We start from the raw sequence: 23,077 nt of genomic DNA, 5'->3' as shown, positions 1-23,077 counted from the left end.
TGTTGGCAACAGTAGAGCCCGCCGCGCTGGTCTGTCAACGTCCGTTGGCCTACACTCGTTGGCATGCAGGAATCCCGAAGAAGGAGCGGCACTCGCACCGCGCACGGGACCGCGGCGGCGGACGCCGCGAAGAAGGGCGCCGCAAACACGGATGCCAGCGCCGGGGCGCCGTCGACTCCGGACGCCCGCCCCCGCCGGTCGGACGCCACCCGCGCCGCGATCCTCGCCGCCGCCCGCGAGCGCTTCGCCGCCGACGGCTACGAGCGCGCCACCATCCGGGCCATCGCCGCCGACGCGGGCATCGACCCGTCGATGGTGATGCGGTACTACGGCAACAAGGAGGGGCTCTTCGCGGCCGCCTCCGACTTCGACCTGAGGCTGCCGGACCTCAGCGCGCTGCCGCGCGAGGAGATCGGGGCAGCGCTCGTCCGCCACTTCCTGAACCGCTGGGAAGAGGACGAGGTGCTGACCGCCCTGCTGCGAGTCGGCGTCACGAACTCCGCGGGGGCCGAGCGGATACAGCAGATCTTCCGGGACCAGCTCAGCCCTGTCGCCGCGGCCGTCTGTCCCGACCCCGACGACAGTGCCCGCCGCGCCGCCCTGACGGCGTCACAGATCCTCGGCATGGCCATGAGCCGCTACGTGCTGCGGTTCCCCCCGGCCACCGAGATGACGCGGCTCGAGGTGGTGGCCTGGCTGGCCCCGACGGTGCAGCGCTATCTGACGGCCGAGCGCCCGTAGCGCCCAGCGTCGGGCGTCGACCCGGCAAGAACAGCCGTCCCGCAACCCCCGGAACTCCGCCGTCTGATAGGGCATCACTCAGGCGGGCGTGCTCCGCCCGGGGGTTCGTACGCGGCCCCGCCCTCCCGCCGTGACACGCCGTCAGCCCTGCGGAAAGTCCAGTGGTCCGACCTCACGGCTGATGCGGCATCAGGGTGACCGGATGTGGATCTCGCGTTCGCGCGCCGCGGCTTCCTCGCTTTGCATGGTTTCTGTGCCGGACATTCCGATGTGGCCGCCAGGGGCCGCAGCCGGCACCGGAGGAATCCATGCGTACTGCTCGCGCTCTCGGCACCGCGGTGGCCGCCACCGCCGCCGTCGGCCTGAGTGCTCCGGCAGCGGTCGCCTCCGTCAGTCCGCACTGGGGGAGCCCCGGCCGGATGGTGTGGATCAGTGACGACGGCCGGTGCGGACTCCGCGAAGTGGCAACCGCGTACTCCGGGGCCTTCGGAACCGTCAGGCTTCGTCCGCGCGGGCACCACTTCTCCGAGAGCGCGAAGGTCTTCCGGCACGCCAGGGGCACGTACCGGGTCACCCTCCGCTGCGGGGACGGGCAGAGGTTCCACACACGCCTGCAGATCGGCCCCGCCCGGGGCGTGCGCGCCGGTGAGGGCGGCAGCATCGGCGGGATGAGCGACGCAGGGGTCGCGGGCGGTGCCGCTCTCGTCGCGTTCGCGGCGGGTGGGAGTGTCCTGGTGCTGCGCCGCCGCGCGAAAGGTGCGGCATGACCCCGAAGGAATACGCAGCTCGTAGGCTCCCGCGTGCCGGCGCGCCGGGCGCCGGCCCGTCACGGGAACAGGCGCGGGCACGCCTCCCGCTGCCCGACATATGAGAATGCGGCGCCCCGGGCTCGGGGCGCCCCAGCGCATGGGGATTGGGACACCGGCGCGGCCGGGCCATCCGAGAAGCTCAGGCGGTACCGGTGTACACGGCCGGGCCCCGGCGATCGGACCAGCCCGGCCGAAGTCCCCCGGCTGCATCCGCCAGGCCCGCGGCGCGGAGTCCCCCCGGACCCCGCAGCCCGCAGCCTGCGATCACGGCCAGACCAGGCAGTACGGCTGGTGCCCGGCCTCATGCAGCCGGTGACTGAAGTCCTGCCACTCATGCAGAAGCTGGTAGACGTTGAACGCGTCCCGCGGCCCGCCGCGGTCCGGAACGGTCGACCAGATGAACGCCGCCGCGCCCACGGCCTCTTCGCCCACGCCCCGCAGCGGGTCGACGACCGTCATCGGCAGCCTCACCACGGCGTAGTCCGGGTGCAGCACGACCAGTTCGAGCGGCGGCACCTTGTTGAGCGGTATGCCTTCGATACCGGTCAGGACCATAGCCGCCATGGTCTCGGGCTTGATCTTGGTGAACATCCCGCCCATGCCGAGCTCGTCACCGCCGAGCTCCTCGGGACGCATCGAGATGGGGACCCTCGCCGCGGTGGCTCCGTCGGGCGCGCCGAAATATTTGTACGTCACCCCCACCCGGCCACTCCTGCTCCCACCACCGTGCCCCTCGCGCTCGCGTCGGTGCCTCCCCCGCCCTTCGCCTCCGGCGTGGGGGACGCCGGCGCGCTCGGGGCCCAGGTCATCGGTCCCCTCACCCAGTCCGCCACCGCGCTGCATATCTCCACCCGACCACTCGCGGCCATTCCCGCGCAACCCGATCATCGTCTCAGAGACCTCCCCCGCACACGGGCGGTGAAACGCCCCGACGCGTGTCCCTGTACGGCTCTGACACCATGGATTACGTGACTCACTCGTACGATGCCTCAGTTGCCGCCCCAGTTTCGCAGACACTTTTCGACCGCGCTGCAGTCGTGACGCCCGGCGGCGTTAACTCCCCCGTACGCGCCTTTCGTGCCGTGGGGGGTACGCCCCGGTTCATGGTGTCCGGTTCGGGTCCGTATCTGACCGATGCGGACGGCCGGGAGTATGTCGATCTGGTGTGTTCGTGGGGGCCGATGATCCTGGGGCATGCGCACCCGCAGGTGACCGAGGCCGTCCAGGCGGCGGTGGCCCGTGGCACCTCGTTCGGCACGCCCGGCGCGGGCGAGGTCGAACTCGCCGAGGAGATCGTGGCGCGGGTCGACCCTGTCGAGCAGGTGCGGCTGGTGTCCTCGGGGACCGAGGCGACGATGTCGGCCATCCGGCTCGCCCGTGGCTTCACCGAGCGCAGCAAGGTGATCAAGTTCGCCGGCTGCTACCACGGGCATGTGGACGCGCTGCTCGCCGCGGCCGGGTCCGGGGTCGCCACGTTCGGGCTCCCCGACACACCCGGGGTCACCGGCGCGCAGACCGGGGACACGATCGTGCTCCCGTACAACGACCTCGAGGCCGTACGGCACGCTTTCGCGCGCTACCCGGGCGAGATCGCCTGCGTGATCACCGAGGCCGCCCCGGGCAACATGGGCGTCGTGCCCCCGCTCCCCGGCTTCAACGCCGGCCTGAAGTCGCTGTGCGCGGAGAGCGGCGCGCTCTACCTCTCCGACGAGGTCATGACGGGCTTCCGGGTGAGCAGGGCGGGCTGGTACGGCATCGACGGCGTGGAGCCCGACCTGATGACCTTCGGCAAGGTCATGGGGGGCGGCTTCCCGGCCGCGGCCTTCGGTGGCCGGGCCGACGTCATGGCGCACCTGGCTCCGGCCGGACCCGTCTACCAAGCGGGCACGCTGTCGGGGAACCCGATCGCGACCGCCGCCGGCGTCACCCAGCTCCGCCTGCTCGGCGACGCCGAGTACGAGAAGGTCGACGCGGTCTCCGCGGAGGTGCGGGGGCTGGTGGGCGAGGCGCTGACCAAGGAAGGCGTCGTCCACCGCATCCAGACGGCCGGGAACATGTTCTCCGTCTTCTTCACCGACGAGGACGTGACCGACTACGACGGGGCGAGGACGCAGCAGTCCCACCGCTTCACCGCCTTCTTCCATGCGATGCTGCACCAGGGCGTCTACCTCCCGCCGTCCGCGTTCGAGTCCTGGTTCGTCTCGACGGCCCATGACGCCTCCGCCATCGAGCGCATCGCGGCCGCGCTGCCGTCCGCCGCTCGGGCCGCTGCCGAGGCGTCTGCATGATGGACGACATGACCAACGAGTGCGCCCCCACCGAGACCCCTGCCACCGACCGGACCGACCCGGGCGTCACCGTCGTGCATCTGCTGCGCCATGGTGAAGTCGAAAATCCGGACGGGGTGCTGTACGGGCGCCGCCCGGGCTACCACCTCTCGGAACTCGGACGGCAGATGGCCGACCGCGTCGCCGACCACCTCGCCGAGCGTGACGTCCGGTACGTCGTCTCCTCCCCGCTGGAGCGCGCACAGGAGACGGCGACCCCGATCGCCAAGGCGCACTCGCTCGACATCGCCACCGACGAACGGCTCATCGAGGCCGGCAACGTCTTCGAGGGAAAGACCTTCGGCGTCGGGGACGGGGCCCTGCGCCGGCCCGCCAACTGGCGGCACCTCACCAACCCCTTCCGCCCGTCTTGGGGCGAGCCATACATCGACCAGGTCGTACGGATGATGGGCGCGATCTCCGCGGCGCGCGATGCCGCGCGCGGACACGAGGCCGTGGCCGTCAGCCATCAGCTGCCGATCTGGATCGTGCGCAGCTACGCGGAACGGCGGCGGTTGTGGCACGACCCGCGGCGCCGGCAGTGCTCGCTCGCGAGCCTGACGTCCTTCACGTTCCACGACGACCGGATCGTCTCCGTGGGCTACAGCGAACCGGCCGGAGATCTGGTACCGGCGCATCTGCGGCCGGGAGCACAGCGGCGGTTCGGGCGGGGCGCGGTGAAGGGCGCCAAGGGATTCGGCGCCTAGCCGCGTCGCAACACTGTTTCGCGGTACTGCACCGAATCTCCGTCGAAGTCCTCGAAGTTACTCATAAGAAACCGGCCATCGGGCCGGAACCAGTCTCTCCGTCAATCCCTCTTAGCGGCTGTCCGGTTACTGGAGCAACCGGGCACTGCGAGTTCGTAGGGGGACAACGATGGGTGACATCAGCCGACGGGGAATTCTCGGACTGGGAATGGGAGCGGCGGCTGCCGTGGGCATCTCCGGCTGTGGCTCGGCGAAGGGCTGGGAATCGACGGGGGGTTCGGGATCCGGCAAGAGTTCGGGAAAGAGCGAGGGGCGGAAGGCCGAGCCGATCGGTGACGGTTCGACCGCCCGTACCGGGCCGCAGCCGCACCAGCCGAAGCCCGAACGGCTCGAACCGGGCCAGAAGCCGCCGCAGTTCGTGGTCTTTTCCTGGGACGGCGCGGGGGACATCGGAGACGGCCTCTTCCCGCGCTTCCGGAAACTCGCGAAGGACTACGGCGCTTCGATGACCTTTTTCCTTTCCGGGCTCTATCTGGTGCCGGAATCGAAGAGGAGTCTCTACCGTCCGCCGAACAACCCGGCGGGTGCATCGGATATCGGCTTTCTCAGCGACGAGAATATACGCAGGACCCTGAAGAGCGTGCGGTCGGCCTGGCTCGACGGCCACGAGATCGGCACGCATTTCAACGGGCATTTCTGCGCCGGTTCCGGTTCCGTCGCGCACTGGACGCCCGCGCAGTGGAAGTCCGAGATCGAGCAAGCTGTGTCGTTCGTCACCAAGTGGCGGACGAACACCGGCTTCAAGGATCTGGAGCCGTTGCCGTTCGACTACCGCAAGGAACTCGTCGGCGCACGTACACCGTGCCTGCTGGGCCAGGACAACCTGCTGCCGACGGCGCGGAAGCTGGGATGGCGCTATGACGCCAGCTCGCCGGGCGGACTCCAGGTCTGGCCCGGGAAGAAGAAGGGCATATGGGACTTTCCACTCCAGCAGATACCCTTCCCCGGCCGCAGCTTCGAGGTCCTGTCCATGGACTACAACCTCATGGCCAACCAGTCGCAGAACGCGACGCAGAGCGACCCGGCCAAGTACCCGGCCTGGCAGCGGCAGGCCCGTGACGCCTACGTCGCCGGCTTCGAGCGGGCCTACGGGAGCAACCGCGCGCCGCTGTTCATCGGCAACCACTTCGAGTCCTGGAACGGCGGGATCTACATGCGTGCCGTCGAGGAGGCGTTCAAGCACATCGCCGACGAGAAGCGCAAGGACGTACGGGTGGTGTCCTTCCGCCAGTACGCGGACTGGCTCGACGCCCAGGACCCGCGGGTGTTGCGGAAGCTGCGCGGGCTCGGCGTCGGCCAGCGCCCGCCCGGTGGTTGGAAGGCCTATCTCTCGGCTTCCTGACCCCGTTCGCTCGCCATCCCGATCCGCTCGTTCACGGCCCATTCGCTCATTCGCCGGCCGATCCGGTCATTCACCACATCGCCGGTCGTTCGTCGCATGGCCGGTCGTGCGACTGCGCGATCCCGGCCGGGCTCCGCGCGCTTTCCGCCGACGGCTCCTCGGAGCCGAGGGGGTGCCGCTGCGGCTTCCTCGGGTTCCGACCAGGGCCGACAGATGGTTTCGGGTGACTTGAGGGGGGTGCGGAAGATCCCTCGTAGCTCCATGCGAAACTTTTCACATGTTTGCCAGCCGCGCCTCGCGACGCCGCACGACCCCCAGTCGGCCTGCGGTGCGGAGGACTTCTCGCACCACGCTGCTGGCCGCCGGAACGGCGGCCGCGGCGGTGGCACTTACCGGGTGCCAGTCGGGCGGTACGTCCGGGGGATCCTCGGACACGAAGTTCGTCACCGGACTCGGTGGCATCGACACCGTGAAGGCCGCCGACCGGAAGCCGCTCCCGAAGATCTCCGGCACCACCCTCGAGGGAAAGCCTCTCGATCTCGCCGACTACAAAGGCAAGATCGTCGTGGTCAACGTCTGGGGATCGTGGTGTGCCCCGTGCCGTGCCGAGATGAAGCACCTCGTGAAGGTGGCGAACGCCACAAAGGCAGACGGGGTGGAGTTCGTCGGCATCAACACCCGCGATCCGAACAAGGCGCCGGCGCAGAAGCTCGAGAAGGAGTACGACGTTCCGTACCCGAGCCTCTACGACCCCATGGGCAAACTGATGCTGCGCTTCCCGCCCGGCAGCCTCAACCCCAAGGCCATCCCGTCCACGGTGATCGTCGACCGTGAGGGCCGGATCGCGGCGCGGGCGCTCAAAGCGCTGAACGAGAAGGACCTCAGCAAGACACTTGAACCGCTGATCGCGGAGAAGTGATCACGTGATCGCTCTCGCCGCCGCGACCGACCCCAACCAGACGGTCCTCACCGGCGCCCTGCTGCTGGCGGTGCCCGTCGCCCTGCTGGGCGGACTGGTCTCGTTCTTCTCCCCGTGTGTCCTGCCGCTCGTGCCCGGCTATCTCTCGTACGTGACGGGCGTCACCGGGACCGACCTCGCGGAGGCGCGGCGAGGCCGGATGGTCGGCGGAGCGTTGTTGTTCGTCCTCGGCTTCACGGCGGTCTTCGTCTCCTACGGGGCGATGTTCGGGCACTTCGGGCTGACGTTGGAAGAGCACAAGGAGACGATCTCCAAAGTGCTCGGTGCTCTCACGATCGTGCTGGGGCTGGTCTTCATGGGAGTCCTCGGCGGCTTCACCCAGCGCGAGTTCCGCTTCCACAAGCGGCCGACCCTCGGCCTCGCGGGCGCGCCGATGCTGGGCGTGCTGTTCGGCATCGGCTGGACCCCCTGCATCGGTCCCACGCTGACCGCCGTCAACGTCCTTGCGCTCAACGAGGCGAGCGCCGGACGCGGCGCACTGCTGACCGTGGCCTACTGTCTGGGTCTCGGGGTTCCCTTCATCCTCGCTGCCGTAGCCTTCCGCCGTGCGCTGGGCGCGTTCAGCTGGGTCAAGCAGCACTACGTATGGGTGATGCGGACCGGCGGCCTCATGCTGGTGCTGGTCGGAGTTCTGCTCGTCACGGGGACCTGGGACCGCTTGATCGGCGATCTGCAAGTCTGGTCGTCCACCTTCACTCCGGGAATCTGAGCCAATGTCCAAGACGGAGACGCAGACCGACGGCCCCGACGCGGCCGATGACGTCCGGACCGGCGGCGTCCGGGCGGATCGGGGCGGCGCGGACGACCGCGAACTCGGCGCCGCGGGCTCACAACTGTCCACCGCGCCCGAGGACAGGATCAACGTCCCGGTGCTGGGGATCCTCGGCTGGACGCGCTGGTTCTGGCGGCAGCTCACGTCGATGCGCGTCGCGCTGATCCTCCTCTTCCTGCTCTCACTCGGCTCCATCCCCGGCTCACTGATCCCCCAGGACAATGTCGACCCCATCAAGGTCGAGGAGTTCCGGACCCGCCACGAGACACTCGCCCCGCTCTACGACAGTCTCGGACTGTTCCACGTCTACAGCTCGGTGTGGTTCTCGGCGATCTACATCCTGTTGTTCGTCTCCCTCATCGGCTGCATCGTCCCGCGGAGCTGGCAGTTCGTCGGACAGCTCCGCGGTCGCCCGCCTGCCGCTCCGCGACGCCTCACCCGGCTGCCCGCCTACACCACGTGGCGCACCGGCGCCGAGCCCGCGCAGGTCCTGTCCGCAGCACACCGGATGCTGGGACGGCGCCGCTTCCGCGTGCACACCCCCGGCGATGCGGTCGCCGCCGAGAAGGGGTACCTGCGGGAGGCCGGCAACCTCGTCTTCCATGTCGCGCTCATCGTGATGCTGGTGGCCTTCGCCTCCGGACAGCTCTGGAAGGCCGAGGGAGGCAAGCTGATCGTCGACGGCGACGGCTTCTCCAACACCCTTACGCAGTACGACGACTTCAGGTCCGGCGACCTCTTCGACTCCGACGCCCTCGCCCCCTTCGGCTTCTCGCTGCACGGCTTCGAATCCAGCTACGAGCGCACAGGTCCCGAGAAGGGCACGGCCCGCGAGTTCCGCGCCCACGTCAAGTACTGGGAGGGCGCGGACGGCACCGAGCACAGCGACACGATCGAGGTCAACGAGCCCCTCGACGTGGCGGGCAACAAGGTCTACCTGCTCGGCAACGGCTACGCCCCCGTGGTCACGGTCAAGGACGGTCAGGGCGACATCGCGTACCAAGGGCCGGTGCCCTTTCTGCCGCAGGACAAGAACCTGACCTCCGTCGGAGTGGTCAAGGTCCCCGACTACCGCGACAAGAACGGCAAGAAGAACCAGCTCGGATTCCAGGGACGGTTCACCCCCACCTACGCGCTCGACGCGGTACGCGGTCCGCATTCCTCCTTCCCCGCGCTCGACTACCCCGTGCTCTCCCTGAACGCCTTCCGCGGCAGCCTCGGCATCGACTCCGGTCTGCCTCAGAACGTCTACCAACTCGACACGCGGAAGATGAAGCAGTTCAAGGACGAGAACGGCGACCTCTTCCGCAAGGCCCTCCGCCCCGGCGAGACGATGACGCTGCCCGACGGCGCGGGCTCGCTCACATTCGACGGAGTGAAGACATGGGCGAGCTTCCAGATCTCCTACCAGCCCGCCAACGGCCTGGCTCTCGGTGGTGCGTTGGCGGCCCTGGCCGGCCTCGCCGCGTCGCTGTTCATCCAGCGTCGCCGCGTCTGGGTGCGGGCGGTCCGGGGCGACGACGGCACGACGGTGGTCGAGATGGCCGGGCTCGGTCGCAGCGAGTCCGCCAAACTCCCGGAGGAACTGGCCGACCTCGCCGTGGCGTTGCAGCCCGACGCACCCCCCGTCGCCGAGGAGCCGAGCACCGATGACCCGGCTGCCGAGCAGCCGAGCACGGATCACCCGACCGCCGAGCAGCCGAGCACGGATGTGCCGGTCGCCGAGCAGCCGGGCACCGAGAAGCCGAGCACCGATGACCCGGCCGCCGAACAGCCGGGCACCGAAGAGCCCGACTCCGAGCACCCGGTGAACGACCTGAATGAGCCCCCGGCCGCCGAGCACCCGGCGAACGCAGCGCCGGTTCGCGACGACCGGGGCTCTGAGGCCCCCGCCACCGACAACCGGGCCGCCGGCGATTCGGCCACCCCGGACGACGACCACGCAGACCCTGCTGAAGGCGAAGGAGCGCGCGCGTGAACCTCGCGGTCGCGGCCAACGAGAACATGGCCAACATCAGCAACGTGCTGATCTATTCGGCGATGGCCGTCTACACCCTCGCCTTCCTCGCGCATATGGCCGAGTGGGTCTTCGGCAGCCGGAGCAAGGTCGGCCGCACCGCCGCCGCGCTGACCGATGCGGCCGGTGCCCGCTCCGCCGCCACCGTGGCTGTGAAGGTCGCCACCCGGGGAGGTGGCACCGCCGTACTGGAACGCCCGAAGGTCGTCACCCGGTCCGTCGCCGGATCGCGCGACGTCCCGGACGGTCCCGGCGCCGCTGGTGACAGCGAACAGGGCGATCTGTACGGCCGGGTCGCGATCTCGCTCACCGTCCTGGCCTTCCTCCTCCACGCGGTCGGCGTCGTCGCCCGCGCGCTCTCCGTGGAGCGCGCCCCCTGGGGCAACATGTACGAGTTCTCGACCACCTTCTCCGCCGTGGCCGTCGGTGTGTACATCGTCTTCCTCGCGACGAAGAAGAATGTGCGCTGGATCGGGCTCCCCCTGGTCACGACCGTCCTCCTCGATCTCGGCCTCGCTGTCACTGTCTTGTACACCGACAGCGACCAGTTGGTTCCCGCCCTCCACTCGTACTGGCTGTGGATCCACGTCTCCTGCGCGATCATCTCCGGCGCGGTGCTCTACCTCGGATTCGTCGGCACGCTGCTCTACCTCTTCCGCGACCGCTACGAGGCCAAGCTCGCCGCCCCGGTGGGCAAGCGGCCCGGCGCGTTCGCCTCGTCCGTGCTGGAGCGGCTCCCGTCGGCCGCGAGCCTGGACAAGTTCGCGTACCGCATCAACGCGACCGTCTTCCCGCTGTGGACCTTCACGATCATCGCCGGCGCGATCTGGGCCGAGGCCGCCTGGGGCCGCTACTGGGGTTGGGACCCCAAGGAGGTCTGGTCGTTCATCACCTGGGTCGCCTACGCCTGCTATCTGCACGCCCGGGCCACGGCAGGCTGGAAGGGACGCAAGGCCGCGTACATTGCGCTGGTGGCCTTCGCCTGCTTCCTCTTCAACTACTACGGCGTCAACTTCTTCATCAACGGCAGGCACTCCTACGACGGAGTCTGAGACGCCGGAGCCGTACGACGTCCGCGAGCGGCCCGTGCTGCCGGGACCACCGCTCGCCGTGGTCAGTCCGCGCTGATCGCGTCGAGCCTGGCCCGCAGATACGTGTGCGAGTCCACTGGCTCGTACGCGATCCTGCCGACCGGCGCGGGCAGCGACTCCACGCGCGTGCGCGGGTCGCACTCGTAGAAGTACACCAGTGACATCAGTTCCTCCGCCGGGGCGGCGGCCGGAGGAGGCAGGACGCGGTGACGGCCGGAGCGCCACCGGTCGCCGGTCCAACGGGCCATCAAGTCCCCGATGTTGACCGTGAAGGCCGCCGGGTCGTACGGCGCGTCCTCCCAGCCGCCCTCGTCCGTGAAGACCTGCAGCCCGCCCTTGCCGTTCTGCCGGTCGAGGATCGTGACCGTCCCGAAGTCGGTGTGCGCGCCGATGCGGAACTGGCCCGGCTCCGGTTCGCCCACGACGTCCCTGCCCGGGTACCAGTTGATGTTGAAGCCCCAGGTCGGGTGGCGCGTGTGCCGGGTGAAGAAGTCCGGCGGGCCGCCGAGGGCCCGCGCCAGCAGCTCCAGCATCGTGTCGGAGAGCGTCCGCATCCGCGCGACGTACGTCTCGACCGGACGGCGCAGTTCCGGAGCCTCCGCCGGCCAGGCGTTGGGCAGGAACCATTCCGCGTCGACCTCGGGGTCACCGGTCGGCTCATCAGCGGCGAAGGAGAGCGACTCCTTCAGGTCCGGCGGGCCCGGTGCCCCGTCCGGGTCGGGGCCCGAGCCGGACACGGAGCCGGTGTCCGCGTAGGCATTGGCCTCCGCGCCCGGTCCCAGCCAGCCGCGGCCGCCGACCCGCACCGCGTACGGGCGCTTGACGGCCTCCGGGAGCCGGAAGAAGGCGCGGGCGGTCTCGCGGATCCGGGTACGCAGTGCCGGTTCGACTCCGTGACCGGTGATCAGCAGGAACCCGGCCGTCTGCAGGGCGGCGTCGACCTGCCGTGCGGTGCGTTCGCGCGCTTCCGCGTCGCCGGACAGCCAGGGACGGAGATCGATGACCGGGATACGGGACTGGCCCACGTGATCACTCCTCGGACCGGTGCAAAGGCGCAAAGGCGGACGGGCGGGAAGACGGAGAGGCGGAGAGGGCGGGCAGGCGGGCAGGCGGGCAGACGGAGAGGCGGACGGGATTGACGCGCCGACGGCCGCTCGTCAGGACCGCTTGTCGTCCGGCCCGTGGTCCCGGTCCCGGTCCCGGTCCCGGTCCCGATCACGATCCCCGTCGCGTTCCTGGCTCCGGTCCTCGTCCCGCTCCTGGTTCGGCTCCGGCCCCATGTCACGGTCCTGTTCCAGGGACTTGAGGAACTCGGGGTTGTCGTCCGGCGCCACCCAGCGCGTGCGCCCCCGCCGCCCGACCCCGTACGAGCGCGTGCCGGGGTCCGTCTCGGACCGGCGCGGGCGCCCCGCCAGCAGCCAGGCCAGCGAGCCGAAGAGCAGATAGCCGAAGAGCACGATGATGAGGACCCAGGCGGCCTTCGGGAGCTTGCGCACCTGGTCCTCGGGGGTGTTGAGGCAGTCGATGAAGGCGTAGATCCACAGCGCCAGGACCAGCAGGAAGGGCAGATACCTGAGCATGGTGGAGCGGTCTCCCGGGATGCGGAGGGGGGCCCGGCGCGGCCCTGATGACGCGTCCAGGGTAGGCCCCCAGTGGCCGAACCACGGTAGGAGGTAGCAGATACTGGGGCGTATGGCTTACGACGATCTTCGCTCGCTGCTGCGGGCGCTGGAGCGCGACGGCGACCTCAAGCGCATCACCGCCGAAGTCGACCCGTATTTGGAAGTCGGTGAGATCGTCGACCGGGTCAACAAGGCGGGCGGCCCTGCGCTGCTCTTCGAGAACGTCAAGGGTTCGGCGATGCCGCTGGCCATGAACGTCTTCGGCACCGACCGTCGCCTCCTCAAGGCCCTCGGCCTCACCTCCTACGACGAGATCAGCGGGAAGATCGAAGGGCTGCTGAAGCCTGAGCTGCCGCACGGATTCGGCGGGATGCGCGAGGCGTTCGGCAAGCTCGGCAGCATGGCGCACGTGCCGCCGAAGCGGGTGAAGGACGGTCCGGTCCAAGAGGTCGTCCTGAGAGGCGACGACGTGGATCTCGACCGGATCCCGGCGCTGTTCACCTGGCCGGAGGACGGCGGGTCCTTCTTCAACCTGGGACTCACCCACACCAAGGACCCCGAGACCGGGGTGCGCAATCTCGGGCTGTACCGCCTGCAGCGTCACGACCGCCGCACCATCGGCATGCACTGGCAGATCCACAAGGACAGCCGGAACCACTACCAGGTGGCCGCCCGGCGCGGCGAGACGCTGCCGGTCGCCATCGCCTTCGGGTGCCCGCCGGCCGTGACGTACGCGTCGACGGCCCCGCTGCCGGGCGACATCGACGAGTATCTGTTCGCCGGGTTCGTGCAGGGCAAGCGTGTCGAGATGGTGGACTGCAAGACCGTGCCACTGCAGGTCCCGGCCAACGCCGAGGTCGTCCTGGAGGGCCGGCTGGAACCCGGGAAGATGCTCCCCGAGGGCCCGTTCGGGGACCACACCGGCTTCTACACGCCGCAGGAGGAGTTCCCGGCGCTCACCATCGACTGTGTGACGATGCGCCGCCGCCCGCTGCTGCAGTCGATCGTCGTCGGCCGCCCGCCGACCGAGGACGGACCGTTGGGGCGGGCGACCGAGCGGTTCTTCCTGCCCCTGCTGAAGATCATCGTGCCGGACATCGTGGACTACCACCTGCCCGAGGCGGGCGGCTTCCACAACTGCGCGATCGTCTCGATCGACAAGAAGTACCCGAAGCACGCGCAGAAGGTCATGCACGCCGTCTGGGGCGCGCACATGATGTCGCTGACCAAGCTCATCGTGGTCGTCGACGCCGACTGCGACGTGCACGATCTGCACGAGGTCGCGTGGCGCGCGCTCGGCAACACCGACTACGCGCGGGACCTCACGGTCGTCGAGGGCCCGGTCGACCACCTCGACCACGCCTCGTACCAGCAGTTCTGGGGCGGTAAGGCGGGCATCGACGCGACCAGGAAGCTGCCGGAGGAGGGCTACACCCGTGGCGGCGGCTGGCCCGAGATGGTCACGTCCGATCCGGACACGGCTGCCAGGGTCGACCGCCGGTGGAAGGAGTACGGCCTGTGAGCGCGGCAGAGGGCGTACTCGGGTCCGGTTCCGGACCCGCACGCGCCGGGGGCGGGATCCGGGCCTTTCTGCGGCTGGTGATGATCGAGCACTCGGTCTTCGCGCTGCCCTTCGCCTACATCGCCGCGCTCACCGCGATGTTCCTCGAGGACGGAACCGTCCACTGGTGGGAACTGCTTCTGGTCACCGTCGCGATGGTTGGCCTGCGCACCTTCGCCATGGCCTGCAACCGGATCATCGACCGCGAGATCGACGCCCGCAATCCGCGGACCGCGGGTCGTGAACTGGTCACCGGCGCGGTCTCCGTACGGTCCGCGTGGACCGGCGCCCTGGCCGCCGTCGTCGTGTTCCTGGGCGCGGCGGCGCTGCTGAACCCGCTCTGCCTCGCGCTGGCTCCCGTCGCCGTGATCCCGATGGTGGTCTATCCGTACGGGAAGCGGTTCACCACCTACCCGCACGCGATCCTCGGTCTGGCCCAGGCCATGGGGCCGGTCGGCGCATGGCTCGCGGTCACCGGGACGTGGTCGTGGGACGCGGTGATCCTCGGCCTGGCGGTGGGCGTCTGGATCGGCGGCTTCGACCTGATCTTCGCCTGCCAGGACGTGCGGGCCGATCGGGCGCACGGCGTGCTGTCCGTCCCGGCCCGGTTCGGCATCCCGGCCGCACTGCACGGCGCCCGTGTCTGCCACGTCGTCACCACAGGTCTGCTGGTCTGGTACGGGGCGGCGACCGGCGCCGGGATCTTCTACTGGGCGGGACTGGTGGTCGTGGCGGTGGCCTTCCTCTACGAGCACACGATCGTCAGGCCGCACGACCTGTCCCGGCTGAACCGGGCGTTCTTCACGGTCAACGGGTTCATTGGCATCGCACTGTTCCTGTGCGCGCTGCTCGACCTGGTGCTACGCGGGCTCAGCGTCTGAGCCCGCGGGGCGCGTACGCCCCGGCGTCGCCCGGGAGTTGACGGCCTCCGGTCCGCGGGGCCTCAACGCCCGGAGAGGCGGGGCCTCAACGCCCGGACAGGCGGTGAGAGCCCGTCAGCGTATCTGCTCCTCGGTGCGGTGCTCGCGGAAGAGGAAGGCCGCGAGCACGCCGCCGAGCAGGCCGAAGAGGTGGCCCTGCCAGCTGATGCCGGAGTCCGTCGGCAGCGCGCCCCACAGGATCGACCCGTACAGGATCCCCACGACCAGGCCGATGCCCACCCATGTGGGCCGCCGGTCGACGAAGCCGCGCACCAGCAGATAGCCGAAGAGCCCGAAGACCACGCCCGACGCGCCCGCCGTGAACGTGCCGGCCGGTGCAAAGAGCCACACGCCCAGTCCGCTCGTCAGGATGATCACTGCGACCACGCCTGCGAACCGGCGCAGTCCGCTCACGGCGGCGAGGAAGCCGAGGATCAGTAGCGGCACGGTGTTCGCCATGAGATGGCCGAACCCGAAGTGGAGGAAGGCCGCGGGCACCACGTCCCGCAACTCGCCGAACTCGCGCGGCGTGACGGCATACGGGTCCAGGGCGTGCCCGCTCGCCACGTCCAGTGCCTCCAGCAGCCAGAGCAGCGCCACCCACGCCAGCACGACCAGGGCTGCGGCCCGGGCACGCTCCCCGCGCCCCGGTGCGGGAGGCTGCGGCCGCGCCGGTCCGGGCCCGTACGGCGACCGGCCGTCGCCATAGCGCCCCGGGCCGTACGACCCGGGGTCGGGAGATCCGAAACCGGAAGGTCCGTACACCATGGGCGACCCCCTTTCCTCCACCTCGACAACGCCCGGAACGGCCCCCCGGGTTCCTTCCCGCCGCGGCGGATAGGCTCGGTGCGTGCAGCCGCAGGAGAACGCGAGTGCCGACGCCGGCACCGGACAGCGACGGCCCTGGGTCGTCGGGGTGTCCGGGGCCTCCGGCACGCCGTACGCGGCGGCCGTGCTGCGTGCGTTGCTGCACGCGGGCGAGGCCGTGGACCTGGTCGTCAGCCGGGCCTCGCGCCTCACCCTCCTGGACGAGACCGGTATCGCCTTCCGTGACGCGCACTGGCGCGAGGACCTACGGAGCTGGCTGGCGCGGGGCGCGGACGGCACGCTGGAGCGCTTCGCGGCCGCGCTGCCGGACCTGACAGCCCTGCCCGAGCGGTCGGACGTACGGTACTGGGCGGCCGGTGACCTGGCCGCGGGGCCGTCGTCGGGTTCGTATCCGGTCAAGGGCATGCTGATCGTCCCCGCCAGCACGGCGTGCGTGGCGGGTGTCGCGCTGGGGCTGTCGAAGGACCTGCTGCAGAGGGCGGCGAGCGTGGCGCTCAAGGAGCGGCGCCCTCTCGTCGTCGCCGTGCGGGAGACGCCGCTGAACGGGCAGACCCTGGAGCACCTGATGGCGCTCGACCGGGCGGGTGCGGTGGTGATGCCGGCCTCACCGGCGTTCTACGCCGGCGCGAACGACATCCAGGACCTGGTGGACTTCGTGGCAGGCCGGGTGCTGGACGCGGCGGGGGTTCCGCACAAGCTGTACCGCCGCTGGGACGGGGCCATCGGGGGCTCCCGGGTGCGGGAATAGGCGCACGGCGCCTGCCGTGGGAGCCCTGTTTACCTTGGATCCGTAGGCCGATTCGCAGGCGAGGTGGCCTGTGCGCCTTTGAATCTTTATACTGGAGGCTGACATTGTGAACAATGGAAGGCGCCAGTGATGGACGCGGTTGACAGGCAGCTCATTCAGGCACTCCGGGAGAACGGCCGCGCCTCGTACGCCGAGCTCGGGCGGCTGGTCGGACTCTCCGGGCCCAGCGTCACGGACCGGATCAACCGCCTGGAGGCGGCCGACGTGATCACCGGCTACCGCGCGACCGTCAACGCCGCCTCCCTCGGCCTCGGGGTGACCGCCCTCATCGGCATCTCCCTCTCCGACGCCACCGACCACGAAGACGTTGCGCGGCGGCTGCGCGATCTCGAGGAGATCGAGGACTGCTGGTTCATCGCCGGTGACGACTCCTACATGCTCAAGGTCCGCGTCAGCGACGTCGACGGGCTGGAGAAGACCATCCGCCGGCTGTCCGGGACCAAGGGCGTCTCCCGCACGCGTACCACCATCGTGCTCTCCACCAAATGGGAGAACCGGGTCGGCGAGCTGCCCGAGAGCGTCTAGGCGTAGGCTCGTTCAGGCCCATTTACGGCGGAGAAGAGGAAAGGCGGCGGCATGGACGCGGGACTCAAGCGCGAGCTGGAGGAGAAGGTCCACGCCGGGGAGCGGCTGACCCGGGAGGACGGCCTGGCACTCTACGAGTCCGACGACCTCGCCTGGCTGGGCGGCCTCGCCCATGAGGTACGGACGCGGAAGAACGGCGACGTCGTCCACTTCAACGTCAACCGTCACCTCAACATGACGAATGTGTGCACCGCGTCCTGTGCTTACTGCTCCTTTCAGCGCAAGCCGGGGGAGAAGGACGCGTACACGATGCGCATCGAGGAGGCCGTCCGCCTCGCCAAGACGATGGAGGCGGAGAATCTCACAGAGCTGCACATCGTCAACGGCCTGCACCCGACGCTGCCCTGGCGCTACTACCCGCGTTCGCTCAAGGCCCTGAAGCAAGCCCTCCCGAACGTGTCTCTGAAGGCCTTCACCGCGACCGAGATCCATCACTTCGAGACCATCTCGGGGATGAGCGCGAGCGAAATCCTTGACGAACTGATCGATGCGGGCCTGGAGTCGCTCACCGGCGGCGGCGCCGAGATCTTCGACTGGGAGGTCCGGCAGCACATCGTCGACCACCGCACCCACTGGGAGGACTGGTCGCGCATCCACCGCCTCGCGCACGAGAAGGGTCTCAAGACCCCCTGCACGATGCTCTACGGGCACATCGAGGAGCCCCGCCACCGCGTCGACCACGTGCTGAGGCTGCGCGAGCTGCAGGACGAGACCGGCGGCTTCCAGGTCTTCATCCCGCTGCGCTACCAGCACGACTTCGTGGACATGCAGGACGGCAAGGTCCGCAACCGGCTGCAGGCCCGTACGACCATGGCGACCGGGGCCGAGGCGCTGAAGACGTTCGCGGTCTCCCGGCTGCTCTTCGACAACGTCCGGCATGTGAAGGTCTTCTGGGTGATGCACGGGGTGCAGACCGCGCAGCTCGCCCTGCAGCACGGCGCGGACGACATGGACGGCTCGGTCGTCGAGTACAAGATCACGCACGACGCCGACAACTTCGGCACCCCGAACAAGCTGACTCGTGACGACCTGCTCGACCTCATCCGCGACGCCGGCTTCCGGCCGGTCGAGCGGAACACCCGCTACGAGGTCATCCGCGAGTACCCGGGCCCGGACCCGGACCGGCGCGAGTCGCCGCAGCCGATGCGCGTCTGAGGCGGGCCCCAGGCCGGGCCCGCGGGCGGCCCGGCGGGGGCCCTGCACCGGACGGGGGCCCCGGGCGCCCGCGTGCGGGCTGCACCGGCGAGGCCCGGGGCGGAGGCGCAGGCCGGACGGAGGCCCTGGGCGGCAAGCGGAAGCGCAGGCCGCACGGAGGCCCGGGCGGGCAGGCGGAGGCCGAGGCCGCCAGGCGATGCGTCGCGCACGCCAGGGCATGGGCGTACGTCCGGTACGGGACCGGCCGCGCCGTCCCGCTCCCGTCGTCATAAGGCCCGGCCCCCTGGGTACCCGGCGCGCATGACGCGAGGCGATGCCGCACAGGAACACAGCCCCGAGGGCGCCTACACGGCCGAGCCCTTCCTCCCGGGCCCGGACGCGGGTGTCGCCGCCCTCCGCAAGGCCGCCGCCGACTGCCGCGGCTGTCCGCTGCACCGTGACACCACCCAGACCGTGTTCGGCGAGGGCGCGGCGGACGCCCGCGTGCTGCTGCTGGGCGAGCAGCCCGGGGACCAGGAGGACCGCCAGGGCCACCCCTTCGTCGGGCCGGCGGGCAAGGTGCTGACTCGGGCGCTGGACGAGGCCGGGATCGATCCGGAGGTGACGTACGTCACCAATGCCGTCAAGCACTTCAAGTTCGAGCATGTCCCCGAGCGTGGCAAGCGCCGTATCCACAAGGCACCGAGCCTGCGCGAGCTGTCCGCCTGCAAGCCATGGCTGGCGGCCGAACTCCGCGCCGTCGACCCGGAGGTGGTCGTCGCCCTCGGCGCCACGGCCGGAAAGGCGCTCCTCGGATCGTCGTTCCGGGTCACCAAGCAGCGCGGGATGTTGCTGCCCTGCCCCGTGATCGAGGGATGGCCCGGCGGAACGGGCGGAGCGGAGCGCGGGGCGGGCGAGCGCGGGGACGCCGGTGCGGCCGCGGACGACGGCGAGGGCCGGGGCGCCTGTCTGGTCGCCACCATCCACCCCTCCGCCGTGCTGCGCTCGGACGATCGTGAGGCGACGTACCGGGGCCTGGTGTCCGACCTGCGGATCGCCGCGGAGGCGCTGCACGCCCCCGGTTAGGGTCGGGGGCATGCCATTCACCCCGCCACTCGCCTTCGACCTGGACCCGGAGATGACGCGCGAGCTGCGCGACGGTGTGTGCAGGCTCTGGGCGGACGTCTCGAACGCGGGCGGCGCCGTCGGCTTCGTACCGCCCGTGACCGCCGGCGACATCCGGCCCGAACTCGTCGGACACCTGGCCACCATGGTCGAGGGCCGGACCCGGTTCCTGGTCGGCCGCGACGAGCGCGGCGAGCCCGCCGCGACCGCCTTCTTCACCCTCAACACCCAGCGGCTGATGCGCCACTGGTGCTGGCTCTACACCGTGATGGTGCACCCCGCCCACCAGGGCAAGGGATACGGGCGGGCGCTGATGACCGCCGCCGAGGAGGCGGCCCGCACGATGGACGGCATCCACGGGATCCGGCTGACCTGCCGGGGCGGGAGGGACTGGAACGGTTCTACGCCGGCTGCGGCTACAAGGAGGTCGGGCGCGTCCCCGGCGCGATCAGGGTCGCGGAGGACGACTACCGCGACGACGTCACCATGTGGCTCCCGCTCCACTGATCGTCGGGGGCACATGCTTCACTGGATGCGGTACGGCGCGAGAGCCCGCCGCGGACACCATCAGCCGGAGAAGAAGGTCGGACCCGTGAGCACGAGTACGAGCAGCAGTGGCAGCAAGCAGCGCGCGACGCTCCGCTACACCGCGATGCGGCTCGGCGTCTTCGCCGGCTGCTTCCTCGCGGTCTGGGCCCTGACGTACCTGCGCGTCCTGCCGAGCGGGCTCGGAGAGTCCAACTTCGCCTGGGTGGTGCTGCTCGCGCTGATCCTGTCCGCTCCCCTGAGCTGGGTGCTGCTCCGCAAGCAGCGCGACGCGATGTCCGAGCAGATCGTCGAGAAGGTCGACCGGGCCAAGACGCGGCTGGCGACGAACCAGGCGCAGGAAGACGCCTAGGCCCGCCGGTGTGCCGTCCGTGTATCGGCACACCTGACGCCACGCGTACGGATGGCCCGCTCCCGCGTGCCGTCGCCGGCCGCGCGTAACACTCGTCACAAACCTCTCGCGCCTCACCGCTGAGCAGCCGCTTCCCGGTGGGGCGTTGGCCTGCCCGCGGAGTCTCTGACTCAAAGCAGAACTTTGGAAGCCTTCAAAGTTCAAGTGTTAGCGTGTTCGGCATGACGACAGCAGCCGCGCACCGCCACGCCGAGGGGCAACCTCTCCCGGCGCGCCTGCCCGTCGGGTTCTGTCGCTCCAACTGCTGTATGCCGGCGGCCTGTTGCCGCCGCAGCTGAGCGACATAGCATCGGCGCTGCCGTCCGTACCTCCACGCGTCAGTCCCACCCGCGTCAGTACCGCCACGGCCGCCGCACCCCGTCCCCGTAGGTCTTCACCCGCCGGAGTGTGTCCGTGTCCTCCCCTGACAACCCTGCGTCCGTCCCCGACGCGCCCGCCCGGAAGCCCTCGGGCTTCTCGCTGCCCAAGGTGCCGTTCTGGGCCCAGATCCTGCTGGGTCTCGTCCTCGGCGTGCTGCTGGGCTGGATCGCCCGCAGCGGTGACGTCGGCTGGCTCGTCACCACTCTCGACAGGATCGGCGCGATCTTCGTCCAGCTGCTGAAGCTGGCCGTCGCGCCGCTCGTCTTCTTCGCGATCCTGGTGTCGATCACCAATCTGCGGAAGGTCAACAACGCGGCCAGGCTCGCCGGCCGCACCCTGCTGTGGTTCATGATCACGTCGCTGATCGCGGTCACCATCGGCCTGACGATCGGTCTGATCACCAACCCCGGCGCCGGCACCGGCCTCACCGCAAAGGACGGCGCCAAGCCCGAAGAGGCAGGCTCCTGGCTCGACTTCCTGACCGGCATCGTCCCGACGGACGTCGTCACGCCGTTCACCGAGCTCAACGTTCTCCAGATCGTCTTCCTCGCGGTCGTGGCGGGCATCGCCGCCCTGCAGCTCGGCGAGAAGGCCGAACCGGTCCTACGGCTGAGCCACAGCGTTCTGGAGCTGCTGCAGAAGGCCCTCTGGTGGGTCATCCGCCTCGCGCCGCTGGGCACGCTGGGCCTCATCGGCTTCGCCATCGCCACCTACGGGTGGGACCTCATCGGCAAGTACGCCACCTTCACCGCGGACGTCTACGTCGGCTGCGCCCTGGTGATGTTCGGCGTCTACCCGCTGCTGCTCGCGACGGTCGGCAAGGTCAACCCGCTGCAGTTCTTCCGCGGTGCCTGGCCCGCGATCCAGCTCGCCTTCGTCTCCCGGTCGTCCGTGGGCACGATGCCGGTCACGCAGCGCGTCACCGAACGGCTCGGCGTCCCGCGCGAATACGCCTCCTTCGCCGTGCCGTTCGGCGCCACGACGAAGATGGACGGCTGCGCCGCGATCTACCCGGCGCTCGCCGCGATCTTCATCGCGGAGATCTTCGATGTGACCCTGGGCATCGGCGACTACCTCCTGATCGCCTTCGTCTCGGTCATCGGCTCGGCGGCGACCGCCGGTCTGACGGGCGCGACGGTGATGCTGACCCTCACCCTGTCCACGCTCGGCCTCCCGCTGGAAGGCGTCGGCCTGCTCCTGGCCATAGACCCGGTCCTGGACATGATGCGTACGGCCACGAACGTCGCCGGGCAAGTTGTCTGCCCGTTGCTGGTCTCCGGACGTGAGGGCATCCTCGACCGGGACGCGTACGACAACGTCAGGAGCGTCGGTCCGGACAGCGCGGACGTGGACGCCGAGTCCGCCCCGGCCGCTGCGTAGGTCGTCGTCAGCCGCGGAGTCCCCGATCACCTCCGGATATCGGGGACTCTGGCATCGGTGCGTGGTGTGCCCCGTACTGCCGTTGGAGCCCTGGCTGCGATCGTCGGCAGCCTCGCGCCATGGCTGACTGCGTGCAGGTCTACACAGCGCCGGAGAGCCGCGAGGCAGCTGTGGCGCTTCACGCGTTGGAGGACCTGAGAGGATCCAAGAGGCCCCGCTTGGCTCGCTGGCCCGGGGCTCATGCTTGGCACTGTCGCCGGTGTGGTCATTGTGGCTGTACGCGTGTCCGGACTGGCGGAGCCGCGATGGGCCGGTAGCCCGGGCACCTACGGCAGGGGTCCGCTGGGGAATCGGTGCGGCCTTCACCCAGGCGGCCACTCGGCCGCCGACGCGAGCCCGGAATACGGATTGCGCTCAGGATCAGGTCGGGCCCAGGCACTCTCCCGTTGACCGACTCGCCTTCGGCGAGTGCCGGCCGTGCCCGGACCTTCTCCTGTGGGGCGCCCGCGTGCGTGCCGCTAGCGGGCGAACTGACCTACACAGGCGACGATCGCGACGAGAAGACTGAGCACGCCGATGAGAACTTGCCACTTGTCGGGCCCGGTCCACCTCTCCGGCCCGGCCCACCGGTTGCTCGTCCGCTCCAGGTCCTGATCGTCCATCGCTCCTCCTCGCTCCTCCGGACGGGCCCCGAAGGACAGGGCCTCCGTCGGCGTCCGGCCGACGAAACTGTGAGGAGGAACGGGGATGAACTCCCCTGAGAATACAGTGGGTTGGCCCGCGACGGCAGACCTTCCCGCTCGTACGCCCAGGGGTGCCCCCGCGCCGCGGCTCTTCGCGGCAGGGTGCAGCCCACGCCATCGAATGCGCGCTTTCGTGGGATTCCGGCCGCCGGTTCCGCGGACGCTGTCCCTACGCTGACCGCTTGGTCAGGGGCGAGGAAGAACGTCG

22 protein-coding genes and 1 pseudogene are annotated in these 23,077 nt (G+C 70.0%); 18 read left to right on the top strand and 5 right to left on the bottom strand.

Annotation, left to right across the window (positions count from 1 at the left end; all coding sequences use genetic code 11):
* Positions 1-63 precede the first annotated feature (63 nt).
* Both AB0M26_RS19205 and AB0M26_RS19200 read left to right on the top strand, forming a co-directional pair.
* Positions 64-741: a TetR family transcriptional regulator gene (locus tag AB0M26_RS19205; protein ID WP_365262380.1), complete on the top strand. Its 678-nt coding sequence runs from the start codon at positions 64-66 to the stop codon at positions 739-741.
* Between the two features lie 308 nt (positions 742-1,049).
* Positions 1,050-1,508 (top strand): hypothetical protein, encoded by a 459-nt coding sequence (locus AB0M26_RS19200; protein ID WP_365262378.1) that lies wholly within the window; start codon positions 1,050-1,052, stop codon positions 1,506-1,508.
* Between the two features lie 306 nt (positions 1,509-1,814).
* Here AB0M26_RS19200 and AB0M26_RS19195 read toward each other — a convergent pair whose 3' ends face one another.
* Entirely contained in the window at positions 1,815-2,393 is a 579-nt protein-coding gene (locus AB0M26_RS19195) for a hypothetical protein (protein WP_365262375.1), read from the bottom strand.
* Between the two features lie 116 nt (positions 2,394-2,509).
* Between AB0M26_RS19195 and hemL the strand changes: the two genes are divergently transcribed.
* The 7 genes from hemL (at position 2,510) to ccsB (ending at position 10,806) form a co-directional block, all read left to right on the top strand.
* Positions 2,510-3,838 (top strand): glutamate-1-semialdehyde 2,1-aminomutase, encoded by a 1,329-nt coding sequence (hemL, locus tag AB0M26_RS19190; RefSeq protein ID WP_365262372.1) that lies wholly within the window; start codon positions 2,510-2,512, stop codon positions 3,836-3,838.
* Positions 3,839-3,846: 8 nt separating this feature from the next.
* Complete coding sequence (locus AB0M26_RS19185) at positions 3,847-4,584, top strand: histidine phosphatase family protein (protein WP_365262369.1); 738 nt, start codon at positions 3,847-3,849, stop codon at positions 4,582-4,584.
* Between the two features lie 169 nt (positions 4,585-4,753).
* The gene (locus tag AB0M26_RS19180; RefSeq protein WP_365262366.1) at positions 4,754-5,986 is read left to right on the top strand and encodes a hypothetical protein; all 1,233 of its coding nucleotides are present in this window, start codon (positions 4,754-4,756) and stop codon (positions 5,984-5,986) included.
* A gap of 328 nt (positions 5,987-6,314) precedes the next feature.
* The gene (locus tag AB0M26_RS19175; protein WP_365262363.1) at positions 6,315-6,905 is read left to right on the top strand and encodes a TlpA disulfide reductase family protein; all 591 of its coding nucleotides are present in this window, start codon (positions 6,315-6,317) and stop codon (positions 6,903-6,905) included.
* Positions 6,906-6,912: 7 nt separating this feature from the next.
* Positions 6,913-7,674 carry a cytochrome c biogenesis protein CcdA gene (locus tag AB0M26_RS19170; RefSeq protein WP_365262424.1) on the top strand — a complete coding sequence of 254 codons (762 nt, stop codon included), beginning with the start codon at positions 6,913-6,915 and terminating at the stop codon, positions 7,672-7,674.
* Positions 7,675-7,678: 4 nt separating this feature from the next.
* A complete protein-coding gene (locus AB0M26_RS19165; protein ID WP_365262360.1) occupies positions 7,679-9,715 on the top strand; it encodes a cytochrome c biogenesis protein ResB in 2,037 nt (678 codons plus the stop codon).
* Positions 9,712-10,806 (top strand): c-type cytochrome biogenesis protein CcsB, encoded by a 1,095-nt coding sequence (gene ccsB, locus AB0M26_RS19160; protein ID WP_365262357.1) that lies wholly within the window; start codon positions 9,712-9,714, stop codon positions 10,804-10,806. The genes AB0M26_RS19165 and ccsB overlap by 4 nt, the downstream gene beginning before the upstream one ends.
* Positions 10,807-10,868: 62 nt before the next feature.
* On the opposite strand, the gene AB0M26_RS19155 is transcribed toward ccsB, so the two are convergent.
* Both AB0M26_RS19155 and AB0M26_RS19150 read right to left on the bottom strand, forming a co-directional pair.
* On the bottom strand, positions 10,869-11,870 hold the full coding sequence (locus tag AB0M26_RS19155) for a 2-oxoglutarate and iron-dependent oxygenase domain-containing protein (protein ID WP_365262354.1): 1,002 nt from the start codon (positions 11,868-11,870) through the stop codon (positions 10,869-10,871).
* Between the two features lie 132 nt (positions 11,871-12,002).
* Entirely contained in the window at positions 12,003-12,425 is a 423-nt protein-coding gene (locus tag AB0M26_RS19150) for a PLD nuclease N-terminal domain-containing protein (protein WP_365262351.1), read from the bottom strand.
* 112 nt (positions 12,426-12,537) lie between these two features.
* On the opposite strand from AB0M26_RS19150, the gene AB0M26_RS19145 reads away from it, so the two are divergent.
* Together AB0M26_RS19145 and mqnP are read left to right on the top strand one after the other, a co-directional pair.
* Positions 12,538-13,989 carry a menaquinone biosynthesis decarboxylase gene (locus tag AB0M26_RS19145; protein ID WP_365262348.1) on the top strand — a complete coding sequence of 484 codons (1,452 nt, stop codon included), beginning with the start codon at positions 12,538-12,540 and terminating at the stop codon, positions 13,987-13,989.
* Entirely contained in the window at positions 13,986-14,909 is a 924-nt protein-coding gene (mqnP, locus tag AB0M26_RS19140; protein WP_365262345.1) for a menaquinone biosynthesis prenyltransferase MqnP, read from the top strand. The genes AB0M26_RS19145 and mqnP overlap by 4 nt, the downstream gene beginning before the upstream one ends.
* Positions 14,910-15,023: 114 nt before the next feature.
* On the opposite strand, the gene AB0M26_RS19135 is transcribed toward mqnP, so the two are convergent.
* The gene (locus AB0M26_RS19135) at positions 15,024-15,716 is read right to left on the bottom strand and encodes a rhomboid family intramembrane serine protease (RefSeq protein ID WP_365262342.1); all 693 of its coding nucleotides are present in this window, start codon (positions 15,714-15,716) and stop codon (positions 15,024-15,026) included.
* A gap of 82 nt (positions 15,717-15,798) precedes the next feature.
* Here AB0M26_RS19135 and AB0M26_RS19130 point away from each other — a divergent pair, with 82 nt between their 5' ends.
* The 7 genes and pseudogenes from AB0M26_RS19130 to AB0M26_RS19100 all read left to right on the top strand — a co-directional run bounded on the left by AB0M26_RS19130 (position 15,799) and on the right by AB0M26_RS19100 (position 22,126).
* A complete protein-coding gene (locus tag AB0M26_RS19130; RefSeq protein ID WP_365262339.1) occupies positions 15,799-16,524 on the top strand; it encodes a UbiX family flavin prenyltransferase in 726 nt (241 codons plus the stop codon).
* 129 nt (positions 16,525-16,653) lie between these two features.
* The gene (locus AB0M26_RS19125) at positions 16,654-17,109 is read left to right on the top strand and encodes an Lrp/AsnC family transcriptional regulator (RefSeq protein WP_365262336.1); all 456 of its coding nucleotides are present in this window, start codon (positions 16,654-16,656) and stop codon (positions 17,107-17,109) included.
* Between the two features lie 51 nt (positions 17,110-17,160).
* Positions 17,161-18,324 carry an aminofutalosine synthase MqnE gene (gene mqnE, locus AB0M26_RS19120; RefSeq protein WP_365262333.1) on the top strand — a complete coding sequence of 388 codons (1,164 nt, stop codon included), beginning with the start codon at positions 17,161-17,163 and terminating at the stop codon, positions 18,322-18,324.
* 300 nt (positions 18,325-18,624) lie between these two features.
* Complete coding sequence (locus AB0M26_RS19115) at positions 18,625-19,389, top strand: UdgX family uracil-DNA binding protein (protein ID WP_365262329.1); 765 nt, start codon at positions 18,625-18,627, stop codon at positions 19,387-19,389.
* A gap of 10 nt (positions 19,390-19,399) precedes the next feature.
* Positions 19,400-19,935 (top strand): annotated as a pseudogene (locus tag AB0M26_RS19110) (GNAT family N-acetyltransferase).
* Positions 19,936-19,948: 13 nt separating this feature from the next.
* A complete protein-coding gene (locus AB0M26_RS19105) occupies positions 19,949-20,326 on the top strand; it encodes a DUF4229 domain-containing protein (protein WP_365262326.1) in 378 nt (125 codons plus the stop codon).
* A 453-nt stretch (positions 20,327-20,779) separates the two neighbouring features.
* Positions 20,780-22,126 carry a dicarboxylate/amino acid:cation symporter gene (locus AB0M26_RS19100; protein ID WP_365262323.1) on the top strand — a complete coding sequence of 449 codons (1,347 nt, stop codon included), beginning with the start codon at positions 20,780-20,782 and terminating at the stop codon, positions 22,124-22,126.
* Between the two features lie 518 nt (positions 22,127-22,644).
* On the opposite strand, the gene AB0M26_RS19095 is transcribed toward AB0M26_RS19100, so the two are convergent.
* On the bottom strand, positions 22,645-22,788 hold the full coding sequence (locus tag AB0M26_RS19095) for a hypothetical protein (RefSeq protein WP_360861154.1): 144 nt from the start codon (positions 22,786-22,788) through the stop codon (positions 22,645-22,647).
* Positions 22,789-23,077: the final 289 nt, after the last annotated feature.

Source organism: Streptomyces sp. NPDC051776 (assembly GCF_040681345.1).
Taxonomy (GTDB): domain Bacteria; phylum Actinomycetota; class Actinomycetes; order Streptomycetales; family Streptomycetaceae; genus Streptomyces.
Note: the sequence above shows the minus strand (reverse complement) of the source record. Positions and strands in the feature narration are given on the sequence as shown.

Excerpts from the sequence above, each read along its gene's own strand:
- AB0M26_RS19205 (WP_365262380.1), top strand. The coding sequence starts at position 64 with ATGCAGGAATCCCGAAGAAGGAGCGGCACTCGCACCGCGCACGGGACC.
- AB0M26_RS19200 (WP_365262378.1), top strand. The coding sequence starts at position 1,050 with ATGCGTACTGCTCGCGCTCTCGGCACCGCGGTGGCCGCCACCGCCGCC.
- AB0M26_RS19195 (WP_365262375.1), bottom strand. The coding sequence starts at position 2,393 with ATGCAGCGCGGTGGCGGACTGGGTGAGGGGACCGATGACCTGGGCCCC.
- hemL (WP_365262372.1), top strand. The coding sequence starts at position 2,510 with ATGGATTACGTGACTCACTCGTACGATGCCTCAGTTGCCGCCCCAGTT.
- AB0M26_RS19185 (WP_365262369.1), top strand. The coding sequence starts at position 3,847 with ATGACCAACGAGTGCGCCCCCACCGAGACCCCTGCCACCGACCGGACC.
- AB0M26_RS19180 (WP_365262366.1), top strand. The coding sequence starts at position 4,754 with ATGGGTGACATCAGCCGACGGGGAATTCTCGGACTGGGAATGGGAGCG.
- AB0M26_RS19165 (WP_365262360.1), top strand. The coding sequence starts at position 7,679 with ATGTCCAAGACGGAGACGCAGACCGACGGCCCCGACGCGGCCGATGAC.
- AB0M26_RS19150 (WP_365262351.1), bottom strand. The coding sequence starts at position 12,425 with ATGCTCAGGTATCTGCCCTTCCTGCTGGTCCTGGCGCTGTGGATCTAC.
- AB0M26_RS19145 (WP_365262348.1), top strand. The coding sequence starts at position 12,538 with ATGGCTTACGACGATCTTCGCTCGCTGCTGCGGGCGCTGGAGCGCGAC.
- AB0M26_RS19135 (WP_365262342.1), bottom strand. The coding sequence starts at position 15,716 with ATGGTGTACGGACCTTCCGGTTTCGGATCTCCCGACCCCGGGTCGTAC.
- AB0M26_RS19125 (WP_365262336.1), top strand. The coding sequence starts at position 16,654 with ATGGACGCGGTTGACAGGCAGCTCATTCAGGCACTCCGGGAGAACGGC.
- mqnE (WP_365262333.1), top strand. The coding sequence starts at position 17,161 with ATGGACGCGGGACTCAAGCGCGAGCTGGAGGAGAAGGTCCACGCCGGG.
- AB0M26_RS19115 (WP_365262329.1), top strand. The coding sequence starts at position 18,625 with ATGACGCGAGGCGATGCCGCACAGGAACACAGCCCCGAGGGCGCCTAC.
- AB0M26_RS19105 (WP_365262326.1), top strand. The coding sequence starts at position 19,949 with ATGCTTCACTGGATGCGGTACGGCGCGAGAGCCCGCCGCGGACACCAT.
- AB0M26_RS19095 (WP_360861154.1), bottom strand. The coding sequence starts at position 22,788 with ATGGACGATCAGGACCTGGAGCGGACGAGCAACCGGTGGGCCGGGCCG.